General features: G+C 62.8%; 19 protein-coding genes. 1 reads left to right on the top strand and 18 read right to left on the bottom strand.

Going from position 1 to position 19,109, the window contains the following annotated elements; all coding sequences use genetic code 11:
- Nucleotides 1-60 precede the first annotated feature (60 nt).
- A complete protein-coding gene (locus E8L22_RS20560) occupies nt 61-834 on the top strand; it encodes a phosphorylase family protein (protein WP_136526984.1) in 774 nt (257 codons plus the stop codon).
- 7 nt (nt 835-841) lie between these two features.
- Here the strand turns inward: E8L22_RS20560 and ptsP are convergent, their stop codons facing one another.
- The 18 genes from ptsP to E8L22_RS20470 all read right to left on the bottom strand — a co-directional run bounded on the left by ptsP (nt 842) and on the right by E8L22_RS20470 (nt 19,045).
- Complete coding sequence (gene ptsP / locus E8L22_RS20555) at nt 842-2,602, bottom strand: phosphoenolpyruvate--protein phosphotransferase (RefSeq protein ID WP_136526983.1); 1,761 nt, start codon at nt 2,600-2,602, stop codon at nt 842-844.
- On the bottom strand, nt 2,583-2,849 hold the full coding sequence (locus E8L22_RS20550) for an HPr family phosphocarrier protein (protein ID WP_129128392.1): 267 nt from the start codon (nt 2,847-2,849) through the stop codon (nt 2,583-2,585). The genes ptsP and E8L22_RS20550 overlap by 20 nt, the downstream gene beginning before the upstream one ends.
- A gap of 209 nt (nt 2,850-3,058) precedes the next feature.
- Nucleotides 3,059-3,454 (bottom strand): PTS sugar transporter subunit IIA, encoded by a 396-nt coding sequence (locus E8L22_RS20545; protein WP_136516337.1) that lies wholly within the window; start codon nt 3,452-3,454, stop codon nt 3,059-3,061.
- Nucleotides 3,451-4,314: an RNase adapter RapZ gene (gene rapZ / locus E8L22_RS20540; protein ID WP_136526982.1), complete on the bottom strand. Its 864-nt coding sequence runs from the start codon at nt 4,312-4,314 to the stop codon at nt 3,451-3,453. The genes E8L22_RS20545 and rapZ overlap by 4 nt, the downstream gene beginning before the upstream one ends.
- Nucleotides 4,315-5,265, bottom strand: coding sequence for an HPr(Ser) kinase/phosphatase (gene hprK, locus E8L22_RS20535; RefSeq protein ID WP_162604897.1), 951 nt, complete (start codon nt 5,263-5,265; stop codon nt 4,315-4,317).
- Nucleotides 5,266-5,413: 148 nt separating this feature from the next.
- Nucleotides 5,414-5,962 carry a ribosome hibernation-promoting factor, HPF/YfiA family gene (hpf, locus tag E8L22_RS20530; RefSeq protein ID WP_136526980.1) on the bottom strand — a complete coding sequence of 183 codons (549 nt, stop codon included), beginning with the start codon at nt 5,960-5,962 and terminating at the stop codon, nt 5,414-5,416.
- A 66-nt stretch (nt 5,963-6,028) separates the two neighbouring features.
- Nucleotides 6,029-7,576, bottom strand: a complete 1,548-nt coding sequence (rpoN, locus tag E8L22_RS20525; RefSeq protein WP_136526979.1) for an RNA polymerase factor sigma-54 — start codon at nt 7,574-7,576, stop codon at nt 6,029-6,031.
- Between the two features lie 240 nt (nt 7,577-7,816).
- Nucleotides 7,817-8,554 carry an LPS export ABC transporter ATP-binding protein gene (gene lptB / locus E8L22_RS20520; protein ID WP_135872974.1) on the bottom strand — a complete coding sequence of 246 codons (738 nt, stop codon included), beginning with the start codon at nt 8,552-8,554 and terminating at the stop codon, nt 7,817-7,819.
- Complete coding sequence (gene lptA, locus E8L22_RS20515) at nt 8,535-9,035, bottom strand: lipopolysaccharide transport periplasmic protein LptA (protein ID WP_246044881.1); 501 nt, start codon at nt 9,033-9,035, stop codon at nt 8,535-8,537. The genes lptB and lptA overlap by 20 nt, the downstream gene beginning before the upstream one ends.
- Entirely contained in the window at nt 9,032-9,604 is a 573-nt protein-coding gene (lptC, locus tag E8L22_RS20510) for an LPS export ABC transporter periplasmic protein LptC (RefSeq protein ID WP_246044879.1), read from the bottom strand. Before lptC ends, lptA begins: the two co-directional genes overlap by 4 nt.
- 206 nt (nt 9,605-9,810) lie before the next feature.
- The gene (fcl, locus tag E8L22_RS20505; protein WP_136526977.1) at nt 9,811-10,740 is read right to left on the bottom strand and encodes a GDP-L-fucose synthase; all 930 of its coding nucleotides are present in this window, start codon (nt 10,738-10,740) and stop codon (nt 9,811-9,813) included.
- Nucleotides 10,730-11,782 (bottom strand): GDP-mannose 4,6-dehydratase, encoded by a 1,053-nt coding sequence (gene gmd, locus E8L22_RS20500; RefSeq protein WP_136526976.1) that lies wholly within the window; start codon nt 11,780-11,782, stop codon nt 10,730-10,732. The genes fcl and gmd overlap by 11 nt, the downstream gene beginning before the upstream one ends.
- A 75-nt stretch (nt 11,783-11,857) precedes the next feature.
- Nucleotides 11,858-13,321: a bifunctional D-glycero-beta-D-manno-heptose-7-phosphate kinase/D-glycero-beta-D-manno-heptose 1-phosphate adenylyltransferase HldE gene (hldE, locus tag E8L22_RS20495; protein ID WP_136526975.1), complete on the bottom strand. Its 1,464-nt coding sequence runs from the start codon at nt 13,319-13,321 to the stop codon at nt 11,858-11,860.
- A 65-nt stretch (nt 13,322-13,386) separates the two neighbouring features.
- Nucleotides 13,387-13,752, bottom strand: a complete 366-nt coding sequence (locus E8L22_RS20490; protein WP_136526974.1) for a four helix bundle protein — start codon at nt 13,750-13,752, stop codon at nt 13,387-13,389.
- A 67-nt stretch (nt 13,753-13,819) separates the two neighbouring features.
- Complete coding sequence (locus tag E8L22_RS20485) at nt 13,820-14,767, bottom strand: hypothetical protein (RefSeq protein WP_136526973.1); 948 nt, start codon at nt 14,765-14,767, stop codon at nt 13,820-13,822.
- 25 nt (nt 14,768-14,792) lie between these two features.
- Nucleotides 14,793-15,803 (bottom strand): NAD-dependent epimerase, encoded by a 1,011-nt coding sequence (locus tag E8L22_RS20480; RefSeq protein WP_136526972.1) that lies wholly within the window; start codon nt 15,801-15,803, stop codon nt 14,793-14,795.
- Between the two features lie 143 nt (nt 15,804-15,946).
- Entirely contained in the window at nt 15,947-17,077 is a 1,131-nt protein-coding gene (locus E8L22_RS20475; protein ID WP_136526971.1) for a glycosyltransferase family 4 protein, read from the bottom strand.
- Between the two features lie 105 nt (nt 17,078-17,182).
- Complete coding sequence (locus E8L22_RS20470; RefSeq protein WP_136526970.1) at nt 17,183-19,045, bottom strand: DUF3413 domain-containing protein; 1,863 nt, start codon at nt 19,043-19,045, stop codon at nt 17,183-17,185.
- Between the last annotated feature and the right edge of the window lie 64 nt (nt 19,046-19,109).

Genomic DNA, 19,109 nt, shown 5'->3' with positions numbered 1-19,109 from the left:
AAAGCGTTGCGGCCGCGCCTCCCCTCTGTTAAAGTGGCCGGTCGAGAGGAACGAACCGCTATGACTACGGAAAAAAGAAGTCTGGGGGTGGTGGCCGCCATGCCCCAGGAGATTGCGCCGGTCCTTGCGCGTATAAAGGGTTTCCGCCAAGACACGCTCGCCGGCCGGAACCTGTACCGCTTCCCGGTGGACGGCAGACCGGTCTTTATGATCGAGTCCGGCATGGGCCCGGACCACGCCGCGGCGGCGACGCGTGCACTCATCGCTCACGCGGCTCCCGAGGCGCTGGTGAACTTCGGGTTCGGCGGCGCCGTGCTCCCGGGGCTGGAGGTCGCCGAACTGGTGCTCGCCGAACGGGTTTTCCACCTGGACGGCGAAACTCTACGCGAACTCCCCCCCCCCGACCCGGCCCTTGCCACCCTCGCCTCGGAGCACTGCTGCAAAGTCGGGGTGCAGTTGCGGCGCGGCGGCTTCGTGACCGCGAGCGCCATCAAGAACAAGCGGGAGATGGCAAGCCGCATCGGCGCGGCCACCCCCTTGCCGCTTCTCGAGATGGAAACGGCAGCCGTCCTTGCCGAAGCTCAGGAGGCGGGAATACCGCTTTTCGCGCTTAGGAGCGTGAGCGACGCGGCCGACGAGGAGTTGGGGTTTGCCATCGAGGATTTCTGCGACGCGGAGTTGAACCTGACCCCCTGGCGCGTGGCGCTTGCCATCGCGAAGCGCCCCTTGTTGGTGCCGCAGTTGATCAGGCTTTCAGGGAATACGCGTAAGGCGGGAAGAACGCTTGCCCTGGCGGTGGAGCTCTCCCTGCAGGCGCTCGCCAGGGAGTCCTAAGCCGTCTCTAGTCGAAGCTCTCCGAGAAGCGCGCCGCGATCTCCCCCTTCAGGTAGGCGTCCGCCTCGGCCGCGGTGGCGAAGTTCAGTGCCTTTTGCGCCACGGCGCGCGCTTCCTCGAGGGTGCAGCGGCGCAGGATCTTCTTCACCCTCGGGATGGAAACCGCGTTCATCGAGAGCTCGTCGTAGCCAAGCCCGAGCAGGATCGGGAGGTACTCCGGGTCCCCAGCCATCTCGCCGCAGATGCAGGCGTCGATCCCGGCGGCATGGGCCGCGTCGACGATGGTCTTCAGCGACCTGAGCACCGCGGGGTGTAGCGGCTGGAACAGCGAGGAGAGGTGCTCGTTGGTGCGGTCGATGGCGAGTGTGTACTGGATGAGATCGTTGGTGCCGACGCTGAAAAAGTCGACCTCGGCCGCCAGGAGATCGGCGATCACCACAGCCGAAGGGATCTCGATCATGATCCCCACCTGCACCTTTTCGTCGAAGGGATGCCTGCCGCGCAGTTCCTCCTTTACCTCCTCCAAAAGCGCCTTGGCGGCGCGCACCTCGGCCACCCCTGACACCATCGGGAAGAAGAGCTTCACCTCGCCGAAGGCGCTCGCCCTCAGGATCGCCCTGAGCTGGGCCTTGAACGCCGCAGGCTGGCGCAGGGAAAGCCTTATCGCGCGCAGCCCCAGGGCGGGGTTCATCTCGTCGGAGAGGTCGAGATCGGTGAGGCACTTGTCGCCCCCTATGTCCAGGGTGCGGATGGTGACCGGCAGCGGCGCCATCTTCTTCACCAGGGCCGCGTAGGCCTCGAACTGCTCCTCCTCGTTCGGGAGCGTATTGCGGTTGAAAAAGAGCATTTCGGTGCGGTACAGGCCGATCCCGTCGCTGCCGTGCTTCTCCAGCGAGGCGACCTCCTCAATGACCTCCACGTTACCCTTAAGGAGCATGCGGTGCCCGTCGAGGGTCTGAGCCGGGAGGTCGCGCAGCTTCAGAAGCTCGCGCTCCACGTACTCGTAGCGCTGCTTTTTCTGCAGGTATTCCTTGAACTCATCCTGGCTCGGGTTGATGATGACGACGCCGGTAGCGCCGTCGATGATCAGGGTGTCGCCGTCCTGCACCTCCCCCGTGATCCGCTCAAGGCCGACCACGCCGGGGATCTCGAAGGCGCGCGCGAGTATCGAGGAGTGCGAGGTCTTGCCGCCCAGATCGGTGATGAACCCCATCACCTTATCCTTGTCGATCTGCAGGATGTCTGCCGGGGAGAGGTCGTGGGCCACCACGATCGCCTTGCCGTCGATCCTTGTGAGCGGCTCCTGCTTTTCCCCCACCATGTTCCTGAGCACCCGCTCGACGACCGTTTCCACATCGTTGCCGCGTTCGCGCAGGTAGTCGTCCTCGACCCCCTCGAAGAAGGTCTTGAAGCGTCCGAGGGTGCGTTTCAGCGCCCCTTCCGCGTTGATGCCGAGCCGCTCGATGTACTGGGTGGTCTCCCCGACCAGCATGGTGTCGTCGAGGAGCATGAGGTGCGCGTCGATGACGCAGAGGTGCTCGGGGCCGTGGGTGCTGGCAAGCTGGTCCTTGAGGGCATAGAGCTCCCCCTTCGCCCGCTCGAGGGCGCTCGTGAAGCGCTCCACCTCGCAGGGGATCTCTTCCCGGGCCACCACCACCTCGGTCACCGCAACGCGGCGGCGGTCGGTGATGCGCACCTCGCCGATGGCGATGCCTGCGGAGGCACCGATTCCCTTCAGTTGTCTCGACTCACTCCTCTCCGAATCCATTGCGGATCAGTTCCCCCAGTGCGGCGTAGGCCTCCACCTCGTCCGCTCCTTCGCACTTGAGCGTGACGGTGCTCCCCTTTGCCGCCGCGAGCATCATGATCCCCATGATGCTCTTGCCGTTCACCTCGATTCCCTCCCGTTCGATCCTGATCTCGGAGGAGAAACCGCTGGCGGTTTTCACCAAAAGCGCCGAGGCTCGCGCATGCAGCCCCAGCTTGTTGGGTATGACGTATTCGCCTTCTATCATATCTGCCATCACCCACCTTCGCCAAGGCTACGGCGGGTAAACCCTCCCTATTGTTACGTCCACAAGGTCTACGCCAAGGCTACGGCGGGTAAACCCTCCTTATTGTTACGTCCACAAGGTCTACGCCAAGGCTACGGTGGGTAAACCCTCCTTATTATTACGTCCACATGGTCTACGCCAAGGCTACGGCGGGTAAACCCTCCTTATTGTTACTTCTTCAGGAAATCGCCGGCTACGGTGATCCCTTCCTGGGCGCTTTCCTTCAGCTTCAGCGCGAGCTCGGCGACGCCACAGCGCGCACGCTCCTGGGTGAAGCGGATCAGCATGGGGAGGTTCACCCCGGTCAATACCTCGACCTTCCCCTCCTGCAGGAAGGAGATGCTCATGTTGGAAGGGGTGCCGCCGAACATGTCGGTCATGATGATCGCCCCGTCGCCGGAAACACGCCCCACCGCCTCCTTTATCGAGGCCATGACGTCGGTGGCCGACGCGTCAGGTGCGATCCCCACCGCCTCGGCGAGTTCCAGCTTTCCTACTATCATCTCCGCCGCGGCAAGGAGCTCCCCTGCCACGCCGGCGTGTGCTACCAAAAGCAGTCCTATCATCCCTGTCCCTTCTCTATATCCCGGTGGGATACCTTGATGTTCACGTTCCGTTGCCGGAAGTAGTGGTACAACTCTTCTGCTATGGCCACCGAACGGTGCCTGCCGCCGGTGCAGCCTATGGAGACTGAAAGGTACGATTTTCCCTCGCGCCGGTACCCCGGCAGCAGAAACTCAAGCATGTCCCGGAAGCGCTCCAGGAAAACCTCGGTCTCTTTCTGCCCCAGGACGTAGTCGCGCACCGCAGGCTCGAGACCCGAGTAGGGGCGCAGCGCCGCCACGAAATAGGGGTTCGGGAGGAAACGGACGTCCATGACCAGGTCGCTCTCCAGCGGCAGCCCGTAGCGAAAGCCGAAAGACTGCAGGTTGACCTGCATCTCGAGCGCCCCCTCGCTCCCCTTCACGAGGCCGATCACCACCTCGCGCAGGCGGTGCACGTTCATCTCCGAGGTGTCGATGATGGCCGTGGCGATGCGCCTAAGCCCCGCGAGCTGGTCGCGCTCGAAGCGTATCCCCTCGGGAACGCTCGCCCCCTCCAGCGCCGGGTGGCGGCGCCGGGTCTCGGAGAAGCGGCGGATGAGCACCTGGTCGGTGGCATCGAAGTAGAGGATCTTGACGCTGTGCCCCGCCGTGGCGATGGCCTGGAAGACCTGGTCGTACCCCTTTATGAAGTCGCGGCTCCTGATGTCCATCACCAGGGCGACGTCCTTGATGTCCTCACGGGAATGCTCGACGAGCTCTATGAAGGTGGCAACGAGCGAAACCGGGAGGTTGTCCAGACAGAAGAACCCTTCGTCCTCGAGCGCCTTCACTGCCGTCGATTTTCCCGACCCGGAGAGGCCGGTTATGATGACGATGCGCATCTACTCCACCTCGTTGCCCAAGGGGCGGAACTCCAGGCGTGCCAGGAGCTTCTCGTGGAACTCCCGGGCCGAGTGGTACCCCATCCCCTTCAGGAGGAAGTTCCTGGCGGCGACCTCGATGATCGAGGTCAGGTTGCGCCCCGGTCGGACCGGGATCTTCACGTGCGGCAGGTCCACGCCTAAGATGGTCTTCATCGGTTCGTCGATGCCGAGCCGCTCGTACTCCTGGTTCGCGTCCCACTCCACCAGCTCCAGCACCATGTCGATGATCTTCTTCTCGCGGATCGAGGAGACCCCGTAGAGGTCCTTGATGTTGATGATGCCAAGGCCGCGGATCTCCATGTGGTACTGGATGGTCTCACCTGCCTGGCCTACCAGTGCCGCCGGCATCTTCTTCTTGATGTGGATCACGTCGTCGGCGACCAGCCGGTGGCCTCGGATCACGAGGTCCAGGGCGCACTCGCTCTTGCCGATGCCGCTTTTCCCGAGCAGCAGCACCCCCACGCCCAAAACGTCCACGAGGACGCCGTGGATGTGGGTCGAAGGGAGCAGGCTCTCCTCCAGGAATTTGGTGATGAGGCTTATGAAGGTGGAGGACTGGTGATGGGTGACCAGAAGCGGGATTCCCGCCCCTTGCGCCGAACTCTTCAGGAATTCCGGGGGATCAAGCCCCTTGGTGACGATGAAGCAGGCGATGGGGTAGGTGCAGAGCTTCTCGATGTGGCGCGAGCCGACCTCCTCGGGGATCTGGCTCAGGTACGAGATCTCGGTGTTGCCGAGCACCTGGACCCGATCCGGATGCAGGTGTTCGGTATAGCCGGTGAGGGCTAAGCCGGGCTTCTGGATACGCGAGCTGTAAAGCCGGTTGACGAGCCCCGCGTCGCCGCACAAAAGCTGCAGGTCGAGGCCGTACGCCTTATCTTCCAGGAGGTCCTTGATGCTGAGGCTCATGCTTGTCAATGCTGCGACCCTTCCCCCGTGCAAGCGAAAAGCCCCGCAAGGGGCCGTTATCGCAACGGGAGGCGCCACGGGGACGCCTCCCCTCGCTTCCTTGTCCCCGAGGAAATCCCCGGGGAGCTATCGAGATGTCAGGAAGTTACTACGGGTTCTCCGGAGAGATGAGGCCGTAGTTGCCGTCCTTTCTGCGGTAAACCACGTTGATGGTTTCGGTGGAAGACTCGGTATAAACCAGGAAGTCCTTGTGCAGAAGTTCCATCTGCATCACCGCCTCCTCGACGGACATGGGCTTCATGGTGAAACTCTTGGTCTTGATGATGACCGGAGCCTGGGTCCCTTCCTCGATCCCCTGGGCCTGAACGATCGCCTTCTGCACCTGGCGCTCGCGGGCGTCGGGGGCCGGCTTGTGCGCCTTGATGCGCTCCTTGAAGCGGCGCAGCTGACGCTCGATCTTGTCGGATACCGCGTCGATGGAGGCGTACATGTCGTTGGTCTCTTCCGCGGCCTTGATGGTGATCCCTTTGGCGGTAATGGTCACCTCGGCCATGTGGCGGATCTTTTCCACGGTCAAAAAGACCTGGACGACGATCGGGTCGTCGATATATTTCTTAACCCTCTCCAGCTTCTCCTCAGCGTAGCTTTTCAGGGCTTCGCTCGGTTCCATGTGCCTGAATGTCGTGGTTATCTGCATACGAAGTACCTCCCTTTATTGTCAATACACGCGACTCGCCCGCCGCCGCCGACGGCGGTGTCCGCGTTAGAAATGCTTCTTGCGCTCCGAGGAGGAGCCGATACGGAGCATCTCGCGGTACTTGGTGACGGTGCGCCGCGCGATGACGATGTTGTGGTCGGAGAGGAGCTCGGCCAGGCGCTGGTCCGAATAGGGGCGCTTGGGGTCCTCGTTGTCGACGAGATCCTTGATCTTGCTCTTCACGCTCTCCGAGGCGATGAAATCCCCCTCGCCGGTGGAGATCCCCGAGTTGAAGAAGTACTTAAGTTCGAAGAGCCCCTGGGGGGTCTGCATGTACTTGTTGGTGGTGACGCGGCTGATGGTGGACTCGTGCATGCCGATGTCCTCGGCGATGTCGCGCAAAACCAGCGGGCGCAGGTGCTCGATGCCGCGGTCCAGGAAGTCGCGCTGGAACTTCACGATGCTTTTGGCCACCTTGAAGATGGTGCGCTGGCGCTGCTGGATGCTCTTGATGAGCCAGATGGCGGAGCGCATCTTCTCGCCGATGTAGTCCTCGGCCACCTTGTCCACCGGTCGGCTCGCCTTGGCGTCCGGGGCGTAGAGCGGGTTGATCCTCAGGTTCGGCATCCCCTCGTCGTTAAGCATCACCACGTACTCGTCGCCGACCTTGTGCACGAAGATGTCGGCCGAGATGTACTGTACGTCGTCGCTGCCGAAGACGCGCCCCGGCTTCGGGTCGAGCTCGGCGATGATGCGCGTGGCGGCGAGGATGTCGTTCACATCCACCCCGAGCACCTTGGCGGCCTGCTTGTACTTGTGGCTTTCCAGGTCCTTCAGGTGGTCGCGCAGAAGCGCCTCGACGAGGCTTCCCCCCATACCGAGGTTCGCCACCTGCAAAAGCAGGCACTCGCGCAGGTCGCGGGCACCGACGCCGACCGGGTCGAACTCCTGAACCCTTTTGAGCACGGCATCGACGAGCGGCACGAGGACGCTCCCGGCGTAGCCGTCCAGCGCGTCGTTCACCTGCTCATCCGGTGCGTTGCCGGCGACACCGCCCCACTCGAGCGCCTCCTCGCGGAAGGGGGTAGCCTGCACGCAGGCCTGCGCCACGTCGTCGAGCCCGGCGCGCAGGTAGCCGTCCTCGTCGATGTTCCCTATGATCTCGGCCCCTATCGCCATCTCACGGTCGGTGAGGCGGGTGAGGCTTAACTGCCAGATAAGGTGGTCGAAAAGGGTCGATTTTTTGGTGAGGAGATTCTCGAAAGAGGGACGGTCCTCGTCGTCGTAGTACTGCTCGCCGGAGCTGTAGTTGTAGCCGTCGATGTAGGAGTCCCAGTCGGCCTCGCGGGTTTCCTCGCCGGCGCGCACCTCCTGGAAGTCGCTTGCGGCAGCCTCCGGTTCGGACTCCTTCTCGCGCAGTTCGAGCTGCTCGGGCTCGCGCACCTCCTCCTGTTCGATCACCTCGTCAAGGATCGGGTTCTCTTCCAGCTCCTGCCGCACCACGTCCTGGAGTTCCAGCCGGGAGAGCTGGAGCAGCTTGATGGCCTGCTGCAACTGGGGGGTCATCACCAGTTGCTGACTCATCTTCATCTGCTGGCGCATCTCAATTGCCATAAATCCTCACTGACGTCTTGAAACCCGTTCAACGTTCAACGTTCAACGTTCAACGTTCAACGTTCAACGTTTGTTGCAAGTTCTTCGTTTCCTTAACGCTTGCCGCCGCAGATCTTAGCTTGGAGTTCATGAAGAACGCCAAGCTTTGATCTCATTATAGCGCACTCCGCTGCAATAGAAACCGTCATTCGTCTTTTCTTACTAGAACATTGAACGCTGAACGTTGAACGTTCTTTCGGTTTACAGCCTGAACTTGTCCCCGAGATAGATCTCGCGCGCCTTCTTGCTCTGGGAAATCTGCACCGGATCGCCTACTTCGAGCACCTCGCCCGCGTTCATGATGTAGGCCTTGTCGCATACACCGAGGGTCTCGCGGACGTTGTGGTCGGAAATGAGAACCCCGAGCCCCTTCTCCTTCAACGCGGTGATGATGCTCTGGATGTCGATCACCGCGATCGGATCGATCCCCGCAAACGGCTCATCCAAAAGGATGAAGGCGGGATCGGTGGCAAGCGCCCGGGCGATCTCGACGCGGCGCCTCTCCCCGCCGGAGAGGGCGTAGCCGCGGCTCCCAGCGATGTGGCCGATGCGAAACTCGGCGAGAAGCTCCTCGACGCGCTCGCGGCGCCTTACCGGGGTGAGATCCATGGTCTCCAAAACGGCCAGGAGGTTGTCCCTCACCGTCAGGCGCCGGAACACGGACGGCTCCTGCGGCAGGTAGCTGATGCCGCGCCGCGCCCGCTGGTACATGGGGAGCCCGGTGATCGGGTCGCCGTCGAGGAAGACCTCCCCCTCGTCCGGCCTGGTGAGCCCCACCACCATGTAGAAAGTGGTGGTCTTGCCGGCGCCGTTGGGCCCCAAAAGCCCCACCACCTCTCCGGAGTGGAGCTCGAGGTCGACCCCCTTCACCACCATCCGCTTGTTGAAACCCTTGGCGAGCCCCTTGGTGTAGAGGGTGCTACCGCTTCTGCCCGGCATCTTTACCCCCCGGATGGATGACCGCTTCCACCCGCTCCTTCGGACCGCTGGTGACAACGCTTTTCTGCTCGTTCACGTAATATACGATGACCTTTCCGGTGACGACGTCTTCACCGGATACCACCCTCGGGTTGCCGTCCAGGGTGATACGTGCCGTCTTCGGGTCGTACACGCCGTGGGCGCCGGTCGCCTGCCGCTCCTGCTGTACGATGCGAACGTTGCCGAAGGCCTCGACCTGGCTCACCTCGTTGCCGGGGCCGCTGTAGGAGACGACGAGACGGTCCGCGTAGAGCGTCATGTCCCCCTGGCGGGCGACCACTTTCCCCTCGAAGGTGGCGGTCTTTTTCTCATTATCGGTGGTAAGCGTGTCGGACTTTACTTTTAAAGGCTCTTTGCTGCTCCCCGTCGCCTGGGCGCCGAAGGCCGCCGCCGCGAAGAGCGAGAGAGCGAGAACCGAACCGAAGAGGATACGTCGCATCATTTCCCCTCCTGCCGGTACAGTGCGGTTACATCTTTCATCAGCCTGAACTTCCTCGTCTGCGCCTGATACTCCATTCCCGTTCCTTCCAACTGGCTCCCGACATCGGTGAGCCTGACCCGCTCCGCAGTCGTCAAGAGGGTGCGTGCCGCGATGTAGTTGACGCGGGGGGCAAAGAAGCCGTACCCCTTGTCGCTCTTCCCCCTCACGTCTCCGATGAGGGCGATATCCCTGGTGCCGTTATGGTACTCGGCGTGCTGCGCGGTGATCTCGAGATCGCCCACGCCGCCCGCGCCGTGCACCAGCATCCGCACCCCGGTCAGGTAGGAGATGTCGGCTTTCTTGTTATACTCGGCCCGGTCCGCGGTGAGCTCCCACCGTTTAGCCCCCTGTTTGGTTTCCGTGTAATGGAACTTCTGCAGGGAGACATCCACCTGCACGGGAAGCTTGCGCACCGCGAGCTTGGGCGCAACTTCCTGCTGCATTCGGAAAACTATGGTGGCTATCACCAACAGGGAGGCAACTACTGCCAGGACGCCGAGGAATCGCTTGAAATTATTGAAGTTATGCATGATTTCGAGGCAAAGTATAGCATCTAAGAAATTCACTGTAAAGCGCATTTTGTTGCGCATTGAAAGTTTTGGCACAAAGATTGAAAAAGGCAAAAAAACGACGGTTCACGGCGCGGGAGATGCGGGGGCGGCGTTACGGGTGAGGGGCGCCCGACCCGATCAAACCGGGGCGGGCGACACGGCAGGATGTCGGAAAAATTAACAGGTCAGGCGTGGTTTTCCAGGTACCAACGGTAGGTGCTCGCGAGCCCCTCGTCGAGTTCGATCTCGTGGCGCCAGCCGAGTTCGTGAATCCGGCTCACGTCGCAGAGTTTTCGGGGGGTGCCGTCGGGCTTGGAGCTGTCGAAGAGGATCTTTCCGGTGAAGCCTACGACGGCGGCGATCTTCTTCGCCAGATCCCCTATGGTGAGTTCCTGCCCGCTCCCCACGTTCACCGGGTCCCACCCCTCGTAGCGCTCCATGAGAAAGAGCGAGGCGCGGGCCACGTCGTCCACGTGCACGAACTCGCGGTACGGGGTGCCGGTCCCCCAGATGGTGACATCAGCGGCACCCGCCGCCTTCGCCTCGTGGAACCTGCGGATGAGGGCGGGGAGCACGTGGGAGGTGGTCAGGTCGAAGTTGTCGTTCGGGCCGTAGAGGTTGGTCGGCATGGCGCAGATGAACCTGGTGCCGTACTGGCGGTTGTAGGACTGGCACATCTTGATGCCGGCGATCTTCGCGATGGCGTACGGCTCGTTAGTCGGTTCGAGCGGCCCGGTGAGCAGGGACTCCTCCCGGATCGGCTGCGGCGCGAGCTTCGGGTAGATGCAGGTGGAGCCGAGCATGAGGAGCTTTTTCACGCCGACTAAGTAGCTCGAGTGGATCACGTTGTTCTGGATCATCAGGTTGTCGTAGATGAAGTCGGCCGGAAAGCTGTTGTTGGCGACGATCCCCCCCACCTTGGCGGCGGCCAGGAGGACGTAATCGGGGCGTTCCGCCTCGAAGAAGGCGCGCGCCGCCGCCTGGTCGCGCAGGTCGACTTCGGAGCTTTTACGCAGCACGAGGTTTGAAAAGCCGCGACGCTCCAGTTCCCGCACCAGGGCGGACCCGACCAGGCCGCGATGGCCGGCGACGAAGATCTTCGCGTTATTTTCCATCCGCCCGTTGCTCCCTTTCGGCGTAGGCCAGGTCGGCCTGCGTCATCATCCGCACCAGCTCGGAGAAAGAGGTCTTCGGCTCCCACCCGAGCTCACGTTTTGCCTTGCCCGCGTCACCAAGGAGCAGATCCACCTCCGCGGGGCGGAAGTAGCGCGGGTCGATCTCGATGACCACCTTGCCGGTGGCCCGGTTGATGCCGACTTCCTTTCCCCCCTCTCCCTCCCAGGAAAGCGGCATGTCGAGGCTGCCGAAGACGATCTCGGCGAACTCGCGCACGCTGTGGGTCTCCCCGGTCGCCACCACGTAGTCGGCGGGCTTATCAGCCTGCAGCATGCGCCACATCGCCTCCACGTAATCACCGGCAAAGCCCCAGTCCCTCTTCGCCTCGAGGTTCCCCAGATAGAGGCGCTCCTGCAGCCCGAGTTTTATGCGCGCGGCGGCGCGGGTGATCTTCCTCGTGACGAAGGTCTCGCCGCGGCGCGGCGACTCGTGGTTGAAGAGGATACCGTTGCAGGCGAACATGCCGTAGCTCTCGCGGTAGTTCATGGTGATGTAGAAGGCGTACGCCTTGGCGCAGGCATACGGGGAGCGGGGGTAGAAGGGGGTCGTCTCGCGTTGCGGCGTCTCGACCACCTTGCCGTAGAGTTCCGAGGAGGAGGCCTGGTAGAAGCGGGTGTTGAGCCCCGCCTCGCGGATCCCCTCAAGGATGCGCACCGCGCCGAGCGCGTCGACCTCGCCGGTGTACTCGGGGACGTCGAAGGAGACGCGGACATGGCTTTGGGCGCCCAGATTGTAGATTTCGTCGGGGTGGATCTCACGCAGCAGGCGGTTGATCGAACTTGCGTCGTTCAGGTCGCCGTAATGGAGAAAGAGGCGGGTATCCTCCTCGTGCGGGTCACGGTAGATGTGATCGATCCTGCCGGTGTTGAAGGAGGAGGAGCGGCGGATCATGCCGTGCACCTCGTACCCCTTGGAGAGCAGAAGTTCCGCCAGATACGAGCCGTCCTGCCCGGTGATCCCCGTGATAAAAGCTTTTTTCATGGCCCCTCCGGAAAAATTAAGAACTCAAAATGAATAGCATAGAAGCGGCACACCTCAAGTCCTGCCGGCGCACTTTCACCCCGAAGCGAGTATCTTTTCAATGATCCTGGTAGTGGAGCGGCCGTCGACGAACTCGATGAGGGCGACCCTGCCACCGTTGGCCTCGACCACCTCGCGTCCGACCACGTTCTCGATGCTGTAGTCTCCCCCCTTGACCAGCACGGCCGGGCGCAGCGCCTCGATCACGGCAAGCGGGGTGTCCTCGTCAAAGAGCACCACGTAATCGATGCAGCCAAGCGCCGCGAGGATGTGCGCCCGCTCCGATTCCTGGATGAGCGGCCGCCCCTCCCCTTTAAGGCGGCGCACCGACGCGTCCGTGTTGACCCCCACGACCAGCAGGTCCCCGAGCTCGCGCGCCTTCTGCAGGTACTTCACGTGCCCCACGTGCAAAAGGTCGAAGCAGCCGTTCGTGAAGACCACCTTCTTGCCGCGCTCGCGCGCCTTGGCGATCAGGTGGGTAAGGACGTCGAGGTTCTTGATCTTCGCGTCGCTGTCGCTCAGGCCGTGCGCCGCCTCGACCACGATCTCCTCGGGGGAGACCGTGGAGGTGCCGAGCTTGCCCACCGCGATGCCGGCGGCGACGTTGGCCACCCAGGCGGCGTCGGCTAGGGTGAGGCCGCAGGCGATCCCCAGGGAGAGGACCGAGATCACCGTGTCCCCCGCGCCGGTCACGTCGAACACCTCGCGGGCCACGGTGGGGATGTGCACCGCCTCTCCGCGGGCCGGGAAGAGCGACATCCCCGCTTCGCTGCGGGTGATGAGGAGCGCATCGAGCTCGAGGTCGGAGAGAATCGTGTCGGCCGCCTTTTCCAGCGACGTCATGTCGGTGATGGCGACACCCGAGGCGATCTCCGCCTCCTTGCGGTTCGGGGTAAGGAGGGTGGCGCCGCGGTACTTGCCGAAGTCGTTCCCCTTCGGGTCGACGACGACCGGCACGCCGAGTTTGCGTCCCTTTTTGCAGATGGCGGTGAGGACCGCCGGGGTGAGCACCCCTTTCATGTAATCCGAGACGACGACGACGTCGAAGCTCTCCAGGTGGGCGTCCACGTAGTCGAGGAGCACCCGCTCGCTCGCAAGGCCCAGCACCGACTTCGTTTCCCGGTCGATGCGCACGATCTGCTGGTGCGCGGCAAGCACGCGGGTCTTCTTGCTCGTTTTTCTCTCGGGGTCCTGGAAGAGCCCCGCGAGGTCCACGCCTTTTCCCTCCATGGCGCGGCACAGCAGCTCTCCGTCCTCGTCGTCGCCGATCACCGAGCAGACCGCCACCTGGCACCCGAGGGCGATCAGGTTGTTGACAACGTTGCCCGCGCCGCCAAGACGCAGGTCCTCATGGGACACCTCGACCACCTGTACCGGTGCCTCCGGCGAGATGCGCTCCGCCTTGCCCCAGAGATACTCGTCCAGCATGAGATCGCCGATGACCAGCACCCGAATCGATCCGGCGCGCTCGAAAAGTGATTCTATTTCTCGTCTATCCATAACTTCTCCCAAAAAACGTTCAGCGTTCAACGTTCAACGTTCGCCGGCAACTTCTTCCAGGCCGGCTATGCCTTGCGTTGGGACGTCTTCAAGAACCTGATGAATCCATTTAGTGTGTTGCTGATCCGGTTACAGCGCATGATCACTTCCTCAAACGATTCATGGCTGAAATAACCGATATCCAAGCCGGCATACGCAAGACTCTTGACCTCCGAAACGGACCCACGGGAAACGATGAGATACTGAATAAGTTCCCGGTTGCTGCCTCTGTCAAAGCCTTCCGCAATATTGGACATAACCGAGACGGCTGCTCGTTGTATCTGATCCTTGAACCCATAATCCTTGCATTCGCCAAGGAGTTTATAGATATCCGTCACAGGTAAACGAGCTTGTTTCCACGAATCAACATCTTCAAAGCGCTCTATTCTCAAGACGTCACCTCCTATTCGGCTAATAGGCAAGATTTCTTGAACGTCGAACGTTGAACGTTGAACTGGGTTAGGCGATCCTGTCCAGTATCCCCGCCGCTAAGAGCGGGATCATGATCTCGTGGTGCCCGGTTACGGTGTAGCCGTGGCTCTTGCCGGAAGTCGGACGCTTCACGACGTTGGTGAGCGGACGGTAGTGCTGCTGCATGTCGAAGTTCGCCGTGGTGAAGTGATCGACGTGGTGACCTAGGTTCTGCGCGATGGAGAGGGCCTTCAAGAACACCTCGGGAAGAAGCACGGCGCTCCCGATGTTCAGGTAGACGCCGCCGTCGCCCAACTGCGAGACCACGGAGGTGAAAATCTGGAAATCCGTGTAGCTCGCCGCGCCGATGACCGCACCGTCGGCGGAGGGGTGCTGATGGGTGATGTCGGTACCGACCGCCACATGGACGGTGATCGGAATCCCCTTCTTGGCGCAGGTGGCAAGAAGGCTCTGCTCGCGATAGGGGAGCTCGCGCTCCAGTATCATCCGCCCGAGCGACTCGCCGTGCCCGAGCCCCTTGGCGACTCCTTCCTTGAGTGCTGCGTTGATCTGAGCCCCGGTCTCCTCGGCCATGCCGAAGTTGCCTGCGTGCAGCACGACGCCCACATCCTCGCTGGTCGCGCCGATGAGCGCGATCTCGAAATCGTGGATGGAACCGGCCCCGTTAAGCGCAACGGCGGTGATCACGTCGGCCTCGATGAGCGACTTCAATACGGGCTGCAGCCCGCACTTGATCACGTGCCCACCCATGGCCATGACGACCGGCTTCCCCTTCGCCCTGGCCGCCACCACGGCATCGATGATCCGGTTCAGGGCCTGCGCCCCCAACTGGTTCGGCATGGCGGCAAGGAGATCGGACACGGTCATGCCGGAACGCACCGGCTGGGCGAAGTCGTCCTTGACGTTCATCTTGTTCTTGCGGGTAGCGATGGGATAGGTGGTGACACCTGAGAAATCCAGAGGTGTGTGTTTCATATCTTTCCTTTCTGCCGATAGATGTTTAGACCCGGTAAAACTCCCGGTACCACTGGACGAAGCGCCCGATTCCCTCCTCGATGGAGGTGGCGGGCCTGAACCCGACGTCGGCCATCAGGTCGTCGACGTCGGCGTAGGTCGCCGGCACGTCGCCGGGCTGGATGGGGAGGAGGTTCTTCTCGGCCTTTTGACCCAGCGCATCCTCCAGCACCTCGATGAACCGGAGCAGCTCAACCGGGGAGTTGTTGCCGATGTTGTAGATCTTGTACGGGGCGTAGCTCGTGCCCGGATCCGGGGCGTCGCCGCTCCAGGCGGGGTTCCCCTGCGGCACCTTGTCGCTCACCCGGATCACCCCCTCGACGATGTCGTCGACGAAGGTGAAGTCGCGGCGCATCTTCCCGTAGTTGAAGATGTCGATGGGGCGCCCTTCGAGGATCGCCTTGGTGAACAGGAAGAGCGCCATGTCCGGCCGCCCCCACGGTCCGTAGACGGTGAAGAAGCGCAACCCCGTGGTGGGGATGCCGTAGAGGCTCGAATAGGTGTGGGCCATCAGCTCGTTGGCCTTCTTGGTGGCGGCGTAGAGGGAGACCGGGTGGTCGACGTTGTGATGCACGGAGAACGGCATGGTGGTGTTGGCGCCGTAGACCGAGCTGGAGGAGGCGTAGACCAGGTGCTTCACGCCGTGGTGCCGGCACCCTTCGAGGATGTTGATGAAGCCCTGGATGTTGCTGTCGATGTAGGCGTAGGGGTTAACGATCGAGTAGCGCACCCCCGCCTGCGCCGCGAGGTTCACCACGACGTCGAAACGCTCCTCCTCGAACAGGCGCTGCAGCGGTTCCCGATCCTCGAGCCCCATCTTGATAAACCGGAAGCCGTCGCGCTCCTTGAGCAGGTCGAGCCTGCCGAACTTCAGGTTGACGTCGTAATAGTCGTTTAAGTTGTCGATCCCTACCACCTGGTCGCCGCGTGCCAAAAGCCGCTGCGTCAGGTGAAAGCCGATGAAACCGGCGGCGCCGGTAACCAGTATCTTCTTCATGTACACCTCCCAATGGACCTGGTACGGCCGGCGGGGTGCCGCTGCCGCGGAAAGCCCCGGCCGCACCGATACGGAAACGGATTATATGCCACCTTCGCGGAGCACAAGTAAATCTTTTTTTACGTTTTCCGCAACACCGTCCCTTACCTTTTCTCCAGAACCTCCCCGATCACCTCCAGGGTTTCCCGGCTGTTGCGCTGCATGGTAAGAGGTGCCGCCGCTTCGGCGGCCGCCGCACCCATCCTCGAGCGCCGCTGCGGATCGGCGAGCTGTGCCACGGCCGCCGCGATCTCCCCGGCATCGAGCGGATCGCGCAACACGATCCCCTGCTCCCCGTCTCGTATCAGCTCCGCCACCCCGTTGTAGCGCGAGGTCACCACGGGAAGCCCGCAGGCCATCGCCTCGAGCGTGGCGTTGCTGAAGGGGTCATAGAGGGTCGGGAAGGCGAAGATGTCGCACCCCAGGTAGAAGCGCTCCACGTCGCGCACCGGCCCGGTGAAAACCACCTGCTCCGCCACCCCCAGGCGCTGCGCCCGGCGCATGAGGGCCCCGGTCCGCCCCTTCCCCACGATGAAGAGCTTGAAGGGAACGGTGATCTTTGCCGCGGCCTCGATCAGGGCGGGGACCCCCTTGCGCTTGAAGCCGCTCCCCACGTAGAGGATGCGCAGCTCTTCACCCAGACCGTACGCTTCGGCGAGCTGCGCCCGGTACTCCTCGCGCTTTTGCAGCGGGAAGCCGGCCGCGTCCACCCCGTTGTACACCACCCGGATCTTCTCCTCGGGCACCCCGTAGAGCTCCACGATCTCGCGCTTGCCCATCTCGGAGTTTGCGATCACCGCGGAAAGGGCGGGGTCGGTGTAGAGGCGCCGCTCCAGCGCCATGTAGGCGAGCTGGAAGGGGCTCAGGTAGGTGGCAAGGCGCGCGAGCCACCCCCGCCCCAGGTTCTTGCGCTGAAGCCAGATCCGGTGGCAGCCGTCGCCGGCACGGTAGATGTCCTGCCTGAGCGTCCGCTCCAGGCTGAAGACCACGTCGAAGCGCTCGCTTTCGATGATGCGCTTGCATCCAAGCGAGAAGGTTAGTGATTTGAGCCAACCGGGCTTTCGGGCCGCGGAGACCGGGTGCAACCGGATCTTCTCGCCCCCTTCCGCGTCCCAGCTCGACGCCAGGACGTGCACCTCATGCCCCAGGGCGACAAGCTCCTCGATCAGGCGCACCATGTAGCGCTCAGCCCCCCCGAAGGGGGTGTATTTCTGGCGGATCAGGGCGACTTTCATGGCAATCCCGGCCGGAAGGCGAGCTGCAGGAAGCGCTCTGCCGCGCTGTCGTATGCGGGTACGCAGACCGAGACCAGCGTCTGTGTCATAACTCCTCCTGAGGCCCTATCGGGCGAAGAACTTCCCCATCCCCTGCATGGCATCCACGGATATCTTGGGACGCATCGTCGCCCCCTTGATCGGACGGTAGGAGGCATCCAAGACCTCCAGGTCCCCTGAGGGGTGGGTCACCGTGATGCGGTCGGGCTCGTTGACGCTGAAGGTGTCCCAGGAGCTGATCACGGTGAAAGGGCGTGCCCCGGTTTCCAGCAGCGAGCGGCCGTTACTGAAGGCTCCAGGCTCGTTGCGGCAGCCGAGCAGCTCCTTCATCAGCGTGGGGACCAGGTCGAGGTGAGTGGTGGCGTGGCTGTAGACGTGCGGCTTCTTGCCCGGCCAACGGATCACCATCGGGGTCTGGGTCTGGTACTTCGAGAAGTTGCCGCCATGCCCCCAGTAGTTGAGCTTCAGGTCGTTGAACTCCTGGCCGTGGTCCCCTGTGATCACCACCACGGTCTGCTCCATGAGTCCCTTTTTCTCCAGGGCCGCGATCACCTCTCCCACCATGGCGTCCACGTAGTACACCGAGTTGCGGTACCTGTTGTAGAAGGGGCGCGGGTCGTACTCGTTGTTGAGCTTGAGGTAGTTGACCTCCGTGAGCTCCGGCTGAAACGGTGCGACCCCGGGAGGGTGTCCTTCGGTGTGCGGCGCATCGTAAAACATGAAGCCGAAGAACGGCGCCTGCGCGGACTGGGCGCCGATGAACTTGAGCATCTTGTCCGTGATGGCCCGGTCCTTCGTGGCCGGGGAGTCCCCCTCGGTGTGCAGGTCGATCTTGCCGCGGATATCGGCGAAGACGGTGCGGTCGAATTCCGGGCTCACCAGCGGGGCGCTGGCGTAGATCCCCATCCGGTAGTCGCGGCGCAAAAGCTCCCGCATCAGCACGGGGCTACGCTCCTCGGCCAGCACCGCGTGCCAGTAGGTGCCGTAGAGGCCGTAAAACAGGCCGAAGATCCCGAAGCGCGTCGCGTTGCCGGAGCTTAGGTGGTTGTCGAAGCGCCACGAGTTTTGCGACAAGCGCCAGATGTTGGGGGTCTCCTCGGGGGTCAGGTTGTCGAAGCGCCAGCTGTCGATGGCGATGACCAGGAGGTTTAGCCGTTGCGGCGGCTCCTGGAAGGAGAGCTGCTCCAGGGGGTAGCGCAGGCCGCTGTGCCGGCCTGGCATGGCAAGCCCCCCCGCCTCCCGCTTGCCGGCTAGCCCAAGCTTTGCGAGCAGACGCTTCGCGGTAAGGGGCTTGAAGGCGGGGAGGTAACGCGCCTGGCTCGTGACGGAAGTGACGTTGTTGGCGTCGGCCCAGGCGTACACGGCGTGGGTGCAGAGGATAAGCAGCGTCACGGCGAGGGCCACCCCTCCCCCTACGCTGCGCCTTCTTTTCTCGACCCAGCGCCAGCAGGCCCAGGCAATGGCGCACTCGGCGAGCGCGACGACCAGCACGGCGAGCGCCAGCAGGAACCAGAGTTTCCCCGTCACGGGGAGCACCTCACCGGCGGCGCCGCTGGCGAGCAGGTTCAACACCATCCCGTTCAGGTGAAAACGGTACTGGGCGAACACCAGGGTGTCGATGACGATGCCCAGCACCAGGGCAAGCTGCAGCGCGATGGAGAGCCCCAGGACCGCCCGACGGCGCGGGTAGCAGGCGATCATCAGCGCGCTTGCCGGGAAGAGGTAGAAGGCGAGGGAGAAGAAATGCCCGAGGTAGGAGATGCCCAGAGAAGCGGTCGCCAGCGCCGTTTCCGGCGGGGGCATAAGCTTCAGGTATTTCACGGATATCAGCATGAGCACCACAGCGTTGGCCGCGGTGAACCACCCCGCCCAGCGCAATAGGGTGATGCGGGGACCGGTCCTTTTAAAGGTAACCGTCTTGTTGATCAACTGGAACCACTCCTTTGCCGCGACACCGGCCGCCCGTGTCCGCCTGTCGTGACGGCGCCGGGCC

It is taken from the genome of Geomonas ferrireducens (genome assembly GCF_004917065.1).
GTDB lineage: Bacteria > Desulfobacterota > Desulfuromonadia > Geobacterales > Geobacteraceae > Geomonas > Geomonas ferrireducens.
The sequence above is the reverse complement of the archived record's forward strand: the minus strand, read 5'-3'. Positions and strand labels throughout refer to the sequence as shown.